11 protein-coding genes are annotated in these 11,719 nt (G+C 68.1%); 7 read left to right on the forward strand and 4 right to left on the reverse strand.

Annotated features, from left to right (window positions below; translation table 11 throughout):
• Positions 1-877: OST-HTH/LOTUS domain-containing protein (locus tag ACK59X_RS07410; protein WP_409956248.1), on the forward strand; the 877-nt coding region annotated here is incomplete at its 5' end.
• Positions 878-1,243: 366 nt separating this feature from the next.
• Positions 1,244-2,140 (forward strand): LysR family transcriptional regulator, encoded by an 897-nt coding sequence (locus tag ACK59X_RS07415; protein WP_409956249.1) that lies wholly within the window; start codon positions 1,244-1,246, stop codon positions 2,138-2,140.
• On the opposite strand, the gene ACK59X_RS07420 is transcribed toward ACK59X_RS07415, so the two are convergent.
• Together ACK59X_RS07420 and ACK59X_RS07425 are read right to left on the reverse strand one after the other, a co-directional pair.
• The gene (locus tag ACK59X_RS07420) at positions 2,121-3,113 is read right to left on the reverse strand and encodes an NAD-dependent epimerase/dehydratase family protein (protein WP_409956250.1); all 993 of its coding nucleotides are present in this window, start codon (positions 3,111-3,113) and stop codon (positions 2,121-2,123) included. The two genes, ACK59X_RS07415 and ACK59X_RS07420, sit on opposite strands and share 20 nt — an antisense overlap.
• Before the next feature lie 13 nt (positions 3,114-3,126).
• Complete coding sequence (locus ACK59X_RS07425; RefSeq protein ID WP_409956251.1) at positions 3,127-3,831, reverse strand: DUF4386 family protein; 705 nt, start codon at positions 3,829-3,831, stop codon at positions 3,127-3,129.
• A gap of 185 nt (positions 3,832-4,016) precedes the next feature.
• Here ACK59X_RS07425 and ACK59X_RS07430 point away from each other — a divergent pair, with 185 nt between their 5' ends.
• The 3 genes from ACK59X_RS07430 (at position 4,017) to ACK59X_RS07440 (ending at position 8,722) form a co-directional block, all read left to right on the forward strand.
• On the forward strand, positions 4,017-4,829 hold the full coding sequence (locus ACK59X_RS07430) for a hypothetical protein (protein ID WP_409956252.1): 813 nt from the start codon (positions 4,017-4,019) through the stop codon (positions 4,827-4,829).
• Positions 4,830-5,227: 398 nt separating this feature from the next.
• Positions 5,228-5,785, forward strand: coding sequence for a hypothetical protein (locus ACK59X_RS07435; RefSeq protein WP_409956253.1), 558 nt, complete (start codon positions 5,228-5,230; stop codon positions 5,783-5,785).
• A 117-nt stretch (positions 5,786-5,902) separates the two neighbouring features.
• Positions 5,903-8,722, forward strand: a complete 2,820-nt coding sequence (locus tag ACK59X_RS07440) for a PAS domain-containing protein (RefSeq protein ID WP_409956254.1) — start codon at positions 5,903-5,905, stop codon at positions 8,720-8,722.
• Between the two features lie 35 nt (positions 8,723-8,757).
• Here ACK59X_RS07440 and ACK59X_RS07445 read toward each other — a convergent pair whose 3' ends face one another.
• The gene (locus ACK59X_RS07445) at positions 8,758-8,970 is read right to left on the reverse strand and encodes a hypothetical protein (RefSeq protein WP_409956255.1); all 213 of its coding nucleotides are present in this window, start codon (positions 8,968-8,970) and stop codon (positions 8,758-8,760) included.
• A 595-nt stretch (positions 8,971-9,565) separates the two neighbouring features.
• Here ACK59X_RS07445 and ACK59X_RS07450 point away from each other — a divergent pair.
• Positions 9,566-9,775 (forward strand): hypothetical protein, encoded by a 210-nt coding sequence (locus tag ACK59X_RS07450; protein ID WP_409956256.1) that lies wholly within the window; start codon positions 9,566-9,568, stop codon positions 9,773-9,775.
• A gap of 137 nt (positions 9,776-9,912) precedes the next feature.
• Positions 9,913-10,881, forward strand: coding sequence for a hypothetical protein (locus ACK59X_RS07455; RefSeq protein ID WP_409956257.1), 969 nt, complete (start codon positions 9,913-9,915; stop codon positions 10,879-10,881).
• Positions 10,882-11,285: 404 nt separating this feature from the next.
• Here ACK59X_RS07455 and ACK59X_RS07460 read toward each other — a convergent pair.
• A partial coding sequence (locus ACK59X_RS07460; RefSeq protein ID WP_409956258.1) for a hypothetical protein occupies positions 11,286-11,719 on the reverse strand: 434 nt, incomplete at its 5' end.

Consider the following 11,719-nt stretch of genomic DNA (forward strand, 5'->3'; position numbering starts at 1 on the left):
CGACAGCGGCAAGATCTGGGCCTCGGTGCTCAAGGAGGCGATCAAGCGCCGCCGGCCCGATTTCAGCGAGAGCTACTACGGCTTTCGCACCTTCGGCAACCTGCTCGAAGAGGCGCAGGCGCGTGGGCTGATGGAGTTTGGCCGCGACGAGCGGTCTGGTGCATACGTGTTCCGCGGCCTGGGTGCAGTGGCCGGCGAAGGGCTCGAACCTGTGGTCCGCAGCGATGCCGCACCCGCCGAACGCCAAAGCAACGCGGCGGGCAACCAGCGCCATGACTTCCACGCCGTGGCAGAGCTGTCCCATGCCCCTGGCGGCAGCGGCGACGGCGGCGGTGGGCGTGGCGACCGCTCGCGTGGGCGCCGTGGTGAAGGCTCCACCCCATCCGGCGCGACGCAACAGCATGCGAACGTGCGGCACAACCAGCAGCAGACAGACCGCACGGACCACCAGCGCGACGACGCGCCAGCCGAGCGCCAGGCCCGCACGAGCTACTTCACCCAGCCAGCGCCGGCAGCGGTGCCAGCGCCTGCTCAAGCACAACAGCCCTACCGCGACGAAGCAGCAGACAATGCAGTGGCCGCCGACGAGCGTGCCGAGGCAGCAGCCGCTGCGATGGTAGACGCTCTGGGCGACGCTGCGGACAGCGTTGACGCAGCCGCCCCTGCACCCCGCCGCCGTGCGGCATCGGCACCGCGTAAGGGCAGCAGCAGTGGCGGACGCAAGCCAGCCGCTGCGCAGGCCGACGCACCTGCTGCAGAGCCCGCACCGTCAAGGTCCAGGAAGACGGCCACGGCCGCAACCGCCAAGGCTGCGGCAGCGCCCCATGCGCGCAAGCCGCGCGGCGACGGCAAGGCTGCTGCCAAGCCAGCAGATTAAGCCGCAGGCTGTCGCCATGCTGAAGGCAACTAGGTCGATCCGCAGAGAAGAACTGTGCCACCGTGTCGAGTTCTTTTTCTGCAAGCACTCCATGCGGCTCACGCGCGTGACCACACGCTCCAGCGCTGGGCTGCCCAGGAAAACTCCCAGGAGGCTGTCCAGCTTGAGAAGCATCGGCTGCAACACGGCCGCAGCGGTGGATTTTTCACCGTCTTTTGGTCCCATGGCGGAGCCATGGGTCTTCACTACCAAAGCCCATTTGTACTCTCCTTTTCGCCGGGCGGTCCGACTGGCGCTGCCGCTGCTCCGGCAGCAAGCCCTTAGCCACCCCCGGACCTGAGACCTGCCCGGCCACGCACACCACCGATGGACCCACTGCACCGAATGTCCTGGGACTGGATCAAGAGCTTTGTGGCGGTTGCCGAACAAGGCTCCCTGGCTGCTGCCGCCCAGCGCCTGCAGACCAATGCGGCCACCGTGAGCCGGCACATCGCGGCGCTGGAGAAACACCTGGGCATCGAACTTTTTGTGCGCAGCCGCCAGGGCATGCAGCCCACCCTGCCCGCGCAGCAGTTCCTGGCGCCAGCCCAAGCCATGCACGGCGCCATGCACCAACTTAGCCTGGGGGTGGCCGCCAAGGACACCGGTCTGAAAGGGGTGGTTCGCATCAGCGCCAGCGTGACCATTGCCAACTTCATCCTGCCCGACCTGCTCGGCGTGCTGCACAGCCTGCAGCCCGGCATCCATTTCGAGGTGGTGGCTGTCGATTCGCTCAGCAACCTGCACAAGCGCGAGGCAGATATCGCCATCCGGCTCACGCAGCCGGTGCACAGCGAGCTGATCGCCAAACGGGTGGCATGGTTCGATCTGGGCCTCTACGCCAGCCACGCCTATCTGGCGCGTCATGGCACGCCGCGCATGGATCCGCAGCAGTTATTGCGCCACCGGTTCATCGACGTGTCGCCCCAGCATCCGCTGCGAGAGGGTTTTGCAAAATCCGGCCTGCCCCAGTTGGGTGACTGCATCGTGTGCGCGTGCAGCGACCACGCCAGCGCCTGGCAGATGGCCCGCTCCGGCCTGGGCATTGCATCCAGCCTGAAGGTGGTGGCCCAACGCGAGGCCCTCGTCAGCGAAGTGCTCACCGAAGTCCAGCCCGGGCGCTTTCCGGTGTGGCTGGTCACCCACAAGGAGCTGCGCCAGCAGCCGCGTCTGCGTGTGGTGGCGGACTACCTCGCGCAGGCGCTCAAGTCGTTGGGCTCCTGAGGTTCAGCGCAACCTGTTGCGCCTGGTACCAGGCCAGGGTCTGGGTGAGTCCGTCGATGAGCGGCGTGGCGGTCAGCCCCAGTGCTCGCTGACTGTGCTGCCCATCCACAACAAAGGGCTTCAGCACTTGGTACTGCATCTCCACGCTGGCCCGGGCATCAGCGTTGAACAGGCCGATCAGAGGCAGCGCCCACCCCGGCAACGCCGACAGCTTCGTGGGCTGGTCCAATAGGCGGCAGGCCATCGCGATCACCTCGGCCTGTGTGGCGGGTGGCGCATGCGGGGCCAACCAGGCCCGGCCCCACAGCGCGGCGTCGGTGCTGCAGCCCAGCGTGGCCATCGCATCACCCACATCTGCGATGAATGCCAGGCTGTGCGGCTGGTCGGTGCGGCCCATCACCTGGGCGGCCTTGCCCGCCACCAGCCGGGAAAACACGCGCTCCCCCATGATGGAGGTACGCACGCCCGGGCCGTAGTAGTCGCTGGCGCGCAGGGCCACGATGCACAGATCACCGGCCTGGTGCAATGCCCGCAATCGTTCGTGCATCTCCAGGCGAACGGCGCCCTTGGCAGAGCTTGGCGCAACCCGGCTGGTTTCGGTGATGGTGCTGTCCGCATCCATCATGTAGAGATTTTCCAGCGCCACGTAGCGCGCGCCCGCCACCTGGGCCGCCTCCACGGTGTGCGCCTGCAGCACGGGGAACCGCTGGGCCCACTCGCTGTACGCTGGTCCCAGGGCCTGGTACACCACCGCCGCACCCCGGGCCACATCCACCGCCTGGCGGCGGTCCATGAGGTCAGCGCGCAAGATGTGGACATCGGCCGGCATCAGGCCAGGGCGCTGGCCACTGCGGTTGACCGCCAGCACCGGCACACCTCGGGCGCGCAGCGCCCGCGCGGTCCAGCAGGCGGCAGGCCCGGTGCCGAAGATCATATGAAGCGAACGGTCTGGAGCGTTGGTAGCGTTGTTCATGGCAACGTCCCCCTCAGCGCTTGGCGCGGCGGATCAGCACTGTGCCCAGGCACACCATCCACGCCATGTAGAGAATGGAAAACGGTGCAATGAAGGCCGAAAGGTCAAGGCCGAACAGCTCCAGCGCCAGCACGCTCAGCCCCAATGCCGTGGCCATGCCCATCACCGCGAGCCAGCGCGGCATGTCGGAGTGGCGCCACAGGGCCAGCGACAGCAGCCACACGCAGAGGGCGGCAAACAGGAACACGCCCAGCACTTCGCCGGTGCGCCCGGCGTAAGCGTTGAAGGCGTCGTAGACCACGCCGATGGTGGTCTGCAAGCCGGCGTCGGCACCGCTGTACTGGGTGGCCAGAGCGGGCATCACCGAGAGCCACCGCACGATGCCCAGGCAGCGCGCAAGCGTAGACACCAGCGCAAAGCCTGCCGCAAGCTGCAGCAGCACGGAGCCGCCCTCTCGGCTGCTCAGCGCGCGGGTGATCAGCAGCACGGCGGGCCAGAACAGGATGGAGTACAGCAAGTAGACGCTGTAGCCCAGCTTCACGCTGACCGACTCGCTCAGCAGCAGCGGCAAGTTGTGCGAGGCCGGCAGGTCCAGGTTGGCTGGCCAGCCGATGGCCGCACCCAGCACACCCAGTGGAATGAAGAACATCAGCGCATGCACGATGGCCAGCCAGCCGGCGCTGCGAGCAAGGGCGGGGTTCAAGGCAACAGGGGTCATGAAAAGCTCCATCAAAGTGGTTGTGAAGCCTTGGATTCTGGGAACGCAGCGGTACGCTGCGTATGCACAAAATCGCAATCTTGCGTTGCATTTATGCATTGAAAAACGCAAACAAATTCGGCGACAGTTCACCTCACACCCGCTGCAATGAATCGCCCGGCACACGCCATCCCACGGAGGCCCCCATGAACCTACGCACGCTTGAACACACCACACCCGCGCTGTTTTGGCTGATTCTGGCACTGCTGGCCATGGCGCTGCCTACGTCATTGATGGGGCAAATAGACCACCGCACGGTGGGCGATCTGGCGTGGACTGCCAATGTGTGGGCCAAGCCGCTCAAGTTCCAACTCTCCATCGCGCTGCACTTGCTCACCATCGTCTGGGCCATGGCGTGGATGCAGCGCCATTGCGGCGTGGCGCTGCCAGGCCACAAGGTGCTGGTCGTTTCGCTGGCCATCACCGTGCTGTTCGAGGTGGTCTACATCACGGTGCAAGGTGCGCGCGGGGTACCCTCCCATTTCAACCGCGCAACGCCACTGGAGAGCGTGGGCGCCAGCCTCATGGCGGGTGGTGCCTCTGTGCTGGTGGGTGCAAGCGCATGGATAGGGGCTGTGGCGCTTTGGCGCTGGTACCGCCTTGCACCCTCGCAGCGCGAGCCCATGTTGCTGGCCATCGGCCTGGGCTTCGTGCTGATGTTTGTGCTGGCTGGCTACACCGGATCTGCCCTAGGCCAGTACCGTGGGCCATTCGTCCAGGTCGTGAAAGACGCCCAGGCAGGTTTGCCGCTGACAGGTTGGCGCACGGACATCGGAGACCTGCGCATAGCGCACTTTTGGGGGGTACATTCGATGCAGGCGGTCCCCCTGCTGGCGTGGCCGTTGTCGCGCCTGACACTGGGCCTGGCCCACGGCGGCATATTGGCGGGCGCCATTGCGTGGAGCGCCATGACCGTCGCGTTGATGCAGCTGGCTTTGCTGGGCAAAGGGGTTCTGTGAGGTCGGCGCCCGGCAATACACCACCGCATGGGCGATCTGCCAGGAGAGCGTGCAGCAGAAGGAATCCAAGCGGAACGTTCGAAAATCGGGGATCGCGGCGCAATTCCGGCAAACCCGGGATGGGCCACCGGGCGCCGAAGGCAATACCCGGCCAGGCCGGTTTCTCGGGCGTTGGCGCCGACGATTTTCAAGCCCGACCGCCTCCTGTCCAGGCGCTCGCTCCCAGCCGCTCAGCAGCCGCAACGACGTAGACTGGCGCCTGGTAAAACTGCGCTGCTGCCATGCCCTTCGACACCCCCCACCGCCCCTACCTGCACCGCACCGGCCTGGCCCTGCTCATCGTGGGCGGCATCGATATCGCCGCCTGGCTCATCTGCCTGGCGCTCGACGGGCCCTAGGTGTCGAGCTTCAACATCGTCTCGGTGGCCGGCGGCATCTTCCTCTTGCGCGGCAGCCTGCGTGCGGCCTCCATCGTGCGGCGCATGGCGATTTCGATGCTGGCGCTGCTGGCCGCCGTGGTGCTGGTCTCGCCGTTGCTGCAGCCGCCGGGCCTCACGCTCGCCATGGTCCAGGCGCATGCAGCCCTGGCCGCGCTCGGCGGCGTGCTGCTGGTGTTCACCGTGGCGCTGATGCTGTGGCTGGCACGCGAGCTGGGTGCACCGCCGGTGCGCGAAGCGATGGCCGCCGCCGGCGTCAAGGCACGCAGCACGCGCTGGCCCATCGCCATGGGCGCGGGCATCGCCGTGCTGCTGGCCGGCGCCAGCATGGCCCTGCAGCACACCGATGCGGCGGCCCGCGCCATTGGCGAGGCGCGCGCGGCCAATGGCGATGGCTACCGCTACCACCTGAGCCTGATCCAGGCGAAGGAAACGCCGGCCGGACGCGAGGTCACCGGCACCGTGTCGGCGTGGAATGGCGATGGGGTCAAGACCGTGCCGTTCCGCTGGGTGCAATGAGGCGATGGCTGACAAACTTGCGCGCTGTCGTCCGGTTATCCTCGTGACCGCATGCCAGCCGACCCGATAAAACCCCACCCGCATCGATCTTCTGCATTCCAGGCTGGCGGTGGCGCCATGGGCGCGCGCATCCGCGCATTCGACTGGTCCACCACGCCGCTGGGGCCCATCGCACATTGGCCGGCTTCGCTGCGCATCGCGGTGGACATGCTGCTCGCGTCCGACTTTCCCGCCTGCCTGTTCTGGGGGGCGGACCTCATCGCCATCTATAACGATGGCTACCACACCATTCTCGGGGGCAAGGGCGAGGCGCTCGGCCAGCCGCTGCGCGTGACCTGGTCCGAGGCCTGGGACGGCCTCAAGCCGATTGCCGAGAAGGCCCTGGCGGGCGAGTCCACCTTCATCGAAGACTTTGAGATGCGCATCGACCGCGGCGGCGCGGCCCGGGAAGAAGCCTTCTTCACCTTCTGCTACAGCCCCTGGTTCGATGAGCACGGCGCCATCGTGGCCATGCTCGACACGGTGGTCGAGACCACCGACAAGGTGCTGGCCGAGCGCAAGGCCCGCTCCGAACGGGCGCGCCAGCAGCGCCTGCTGCAGCAGATGCCCGGCTTCGTGGGCGTGCTCATGGGGCCGGAGCACCGCTTCGAGTACGTGAACGATGCCTACGTCAAGATCTCGGGCCCGCGCGACTTCCTCGGCCGCACCGTGCGTGAGGTGTTCCCCGAACTCAGGGGCCAGGGCTACTATGAAATGCTGGACCGCGTGTACGCCACTGGCGAGCCCATGCAGGCCTCGGCCATGCCCATCCAGCTGCAGGGCGAGGCCAACGAGCGCCATATCGACATCCTCTACGAAGCCATGCGCGATGAGGGCGGAAGCATCCACGGCATCTTCGTCGGCGGCTACGATGTGACCGAGCGCGTGCAGGCCCAGGCCGCCGCGCAGGCCAGCGAGGCGCGGCTGCGCGCGCTCAACGCCGACCTGGAGCGCCAGGTGATCGAGCGCACCCTGTCGCGCGGGCGCGCCTGGGCCGTGAGCCCCGAGCTGCTGTGCGTGATCAACGCCAGCGGGCATTTCGAGGCCGCCAACCCCGCCTGGGAACGCACCCTGGGCTGGACCGAGGAGGAGATGCAGCGCATGGGCTATCGCGATCTGGTGCACCCCGACGACCTGGCCTCCAGCGAGCGCGCCTGGGCCGATGCCAGCGAACGCGGCCTGCCCGTGCTGCGCTTCGAGAACCGCTACCGCGCAAAGGCCGGCGGCTGGCGCTGGCTGTCATGGGTGGCCGTGCCCGAGGAGGGCCTGGTCTACTGCATCACCCGCGACGTGCAGGACGAAAAGGACCATGCCGCGGCGCTGGCCGAGCGCACGGCCGAACGTGACGTGCTGGCCACCATCGTGCAGACCACCGACGCCTTCATCCAGGTGCTGGACCGGGACTACCGCTTCCTGGCCACCAATCAGGCCAATGCCGACGAGTTCGAGCGCGTGTACGGCGTGCGCCCGGCCCTGGGCGACAGCCTGCCGGCCCTGCTGGCCGGCGCCGGAGCCGACGCCAGGGAGGCGCTGGCGCTGTGGCAGCGTGCCATGGCGGGCGAGTCGTTCACCGTGCAGGGCCGTTTCGGCAACCCGGCCATCGCCGTGCGCCAGTACGAGCTCAAGTTCGAGGTGCTGCGCGCGGCCGACGGCACGCAGATCGGTGCCTTCGCCACAGGGGTGGACATCACCGACAAGCTGCGCCAGCAGGCCGCCTTCGACGAAGCGCAAGAGGCCCTGCGCCAGGCCCAGAAGATGGAGGCCGTGGGCCAGCTCACGGGCGGCATCGCGCACGACTTCAACAACCTGCTGGCCGCCATGAGCGGCAGCCTGCAGGTCATGAAGATGCACATGGCCAAGGGCCGGCGCGAGGGCATGGAGCGCTACGTCGAGATGTGCGAGCGCTCGGTGCGCAGCGCCGCCAGCCTCACGCAGCGCCTCTTGGCCTTCTCGCGCCGCCAGACGCTGGACCCGCGCCCGGTGGACGTGAACCGCCTGGTGGCCGGCATGCAGGACCTGATCGCCCGCACCGTGGGCCCCACGGTGGAGCTGCGGGTGGCCGCCGCGCCCGACCTGTGGGCCGCCCGCATCGACCCCTCACAGCTTGAGAATGCACTGCTCAACCTGTGCATCAACGCGCGCGACGCCATGATGCCCCAGGGCGGGCGCCTGGCCATCGCCACGGCCAACCAGGTGCTGGACGAGCGCAGCGCCCGCGAACTTGAACTGCCGCCCGGCGAGTACCTGGTGCTCAGCGTGGCCGACACCGGCGCCGGCATGCCGCCCGAGCTGGTGCAGCGCATCTTCGACCCCTTCGTCACCACCAAACCGCTGGGCCAGGGCACGGGCCTGGGGCTGTCGATGGTGTATGGATTCGTGCGCCAGTCGGGCGGCCAGGTGCGCGTGCAATCGGCCCCAGGCCAGGGCACCACGATGGCCCTGTACCTGCCGCGCCACCAGGGCAGTGCCGCCGAGCACGACGCCGGCCCGGCCCCCGACGCGCTCACGCCCGGCGCGGGCGAGACGGTGCTGGTGATCGAGGACGAAGAGAACATCCGCGCGCTGGTCAGCGAGGTGCGGGCCGAAGCCGGCTACCGCGTGCTGCTGGCCGACAGCGGCCCCACCGGCCTGCACCTGCTGCAGGGCACCGAGCGCATCGACCTGCTGGTCACCGACGTGGGCCTGCCCGGCGGCCTCAACGGCCGCCAGGTGGCCGATGCCGGCCGCAGCGTGCGCCCGGGCCTCAAGGTACTGTTCATCACCGGCTACGCCGAGAACGCCGCCGTGGGCAACGGCCTCATGGAGGATGGCATGGCCATCCTCACCAAGCCCTTCGACGTGGTGCAGCTCGCGCACCGGGTGCGGCAGATGCTTGACGGGGGCGCCGGCACTTCCTGAGCCGCTTCGCGCAGCATTGCGCGGGTGGGAATTGGTCAGCCCCCGGGCACATCCTCGCGCAGCACCCCGTGCGTGTCGCACTGCTCGTCCAGGTCGTTGATGGCCTGCGCTGCCTGGTCCGCCGGGTAGGTGAGGCGCGCCACCATGAACTCTTCGCCGCGGTCGTCCAGCACCTCGTGCCTGCGGCCCGGCCCCAGCGCCTGCCAGACGAGCACGACGCTCATCGCGTCGGTGGTCGCGCTGATCATGGTGCTGTGCGATTCGCGCCCATCGCGGGTGAATCTGAAAACGGCTGACGACATGTGCATACGGGGCTGGATCCCAAAGGGGCTGCTTTTTCCGGTAAGGCCCGGATGCCACCATGGTAGCAAGACCCCGCTGGCCGGGTGTCCAACAATGCCTGCGCGACGAGTAAGCCATTGCGGGACCATTGCGCGCCCCGTGGCGCACCCAAAAAAAGGGCCCGCACGCCGGCGGGCCCAACTCGCGATGGTCACGAGGGAGAGACGCCGATCCGGGGTCACAGCACCCCTCACGGCGCAGCCATGGTAGGGGCCGGCCGGCAGCCGCGTTTGTAGGACGGCACCCCAAAGACCGGCACCGATTTTTCCGGTCGCCATGCCGCCCCCAAACGGCCTCCCAAGCCTTGCGCCTGCTCACGCGGCTTACATCTCGGAGGCTGGCGCACCCCGTGGATACAGCCCGTGCATCTGCTTACCGCCGTGGGCGATTTTCCGACCGGCGCATAGGACAAGACCTACAGGGCAGCCTGCCCCCGCGCCAAAAAATGGAGTCACACACGGTCGTCGTGTGCAATGTTTTCACCTCAACAGGAGAACGTATATGCCCAAAAACAACCCCCAAGGCAGCAACCAGTACCAGGACGACAGCAGCAACCCGCAACGCAAGCCCTCGGGCGAACGCCAGCAGGAGCAGAGCACGGGCAACCGCCAGCAGAACCAGCCAGGCCAGCAGCACAACGAGGCCAGCCGCCAGCAAGGTGGCCAACAGGGTGAGTCGTCGAACCAGCGCTCTGCAAAGAACCAGCATTGACGGGATGACGCACACCCGGTTCTGCGGCCCGCACAAAACCCAGCACGCAAGGGCGTGATCGCCCTCGCGCGGCGCAGCGGCATGCGGGCCGCAGTTCACCGGGCCACCGCGCCCCCCACTCGCCAAGGAGCAAGACTATGGGATACCGAGACAGTGACGACAGTGGCTTTTCGCGCCACGGAATGAACCGCGATGGCAGCGACCATCCCGACCTGAACCGCGACGAAGACCTGCGCACCCGCCATTCCGTGCCTCTGGACCACCGCACGGACCGCAACGAAGCCTATGGCGGCCGGCGCGACGGACCAGGCTACCAAGGCGCCTACCAGGGCGCACGCGCCTGGGATGGCCGCGACCGCTACCAGGGCCAGGACCAGGGCGGCTACCGCAACAGCAGCAATAACAACGACGACGCCGGCGGCTTTGGCTACGGTGCGCACAGCCCCGACATCGGCGGCTATGCCCCCCACGAATCGGAACAGCGCTTTCGGCAACAGCAGTATGGCGGTGGCGGCTATGGCACCGACGAGCGCGCCCGCCTGAACCGCCCCGATGGCTGGGCCCGCGAAGGCTATGGCGGCTATGGCCGCGACCCAGGCCATGGCGACCAGAGCCACAGCGACCGCTACGGCAACCGCCAGGGCCGCAGCTACGGTTATGGCTACGACGGCCGCCCGGACGGCGGCTACGGCCTGGACGGTCCGCAGGACGGCGGCGACCGCTGGGACCACCGCCACCAGGACGCCTATGGCGGGTACCGTGACCATGGCGGCAGCAGCTACGGCCGCCAGCAGGGCAACGGCCAGCAGTACCGCAGCAGCCCGCAGCAACGCCACGACCCCGAGTACGCCGCCTGGCGCCAGGAGCAGTTGCGCCTGCTGGACGAAGACTATGACTCCTGGCGCAGCGAGCGCTACCAGAAGTTCTCCGACGAGTTCAACACCTGGCGCAGCATGCGCAGCCGCAACGAAGGCCTGCGCGGCTCCAACCAGTCCGGCCAGGTCACACAGACCGCCTCGACCGGCAGCACCAGCAAGACCCCGCAGGCCGGCGGCACCGGCAGCAGCGCCACTGCGTCGGCCCCTGGCAGCAAAGCCAAGGACTGAAGAAAGCCGCTGGTGCCCGCCCTCTGCAGGTGGGCGGCACCGGCGGATGCGGGCCACCAGGGCCTGTCCACGGCGTATTTCGGCAAAGGAATGAGCAACCGCGAGTGAGTGGGTGAGTGAACCGTTGGGTGATGGCTGCCTTGCACCGGCGTACGGAGGCCTCACGCATCGACAGGCCTGCCCCCTGCATGCAGCCAGCCAACCCGCCCGCCCCACCGTGCCAATCAAGGCGCCGCGCCCGGAACCCTCCATCCAGCGCGCGCACAGCCAAGTGCCACGCGGCGGCGGGCCTCTTCTCAGGCTCCACTCGCTGTGTTCGTTCCATTTTTCTCTTGCCGGCATGCCGTGGGCAGGCCCCGGTGCCTGGCCCGTCGGGCTTCATTGGGCAATGCGGGGCACCTTCCTCAGCCGATGCCACCGATCTCGCTGTCGGCCGCATCGCGCAAGGGTACGCTGCCGCGCCCCGGCAGTGCAGGCAGCCAGCGCGGAAACAGCGACATCGCAGGGGGAGTACCCCTGGCATGGCCGGTGAGGAACCGGAAATCCCGCTCCGGGTAGGCCTTGCGCAGCGCCGCCCTCCCCTCGGCCGTGATGGCCAGCACCTGGGCGCTCTGCACCCTGGCATCCACCTCGGGGAGCAGCGCCTGCACCAAGGCTGCGGCCGCCAACACGCGCACACAGTCGATGCCCCGGGCGTCATCCACCGTTCGGGGCAGCTCACCCTGCGACAGCTCGAGCATGAACTCCAGCGGCATCAAGGGCACCCCTGGTCGTGTGGTCGAGTGTGGGGCCGGCTCCTGCGCTCCGCAACGGCGTTCCCCCAAAGCAACGGATGCGG

It is taken from the genome of Acidovorax sp. (assembly GCF_046339755.1).
Classification (GTDB): domain Bacteria; phylum Pseudomonadota; class Gammaproteobacteria; order Burkholderiales; family Burkholderiaceae_C; genus Acidovorax.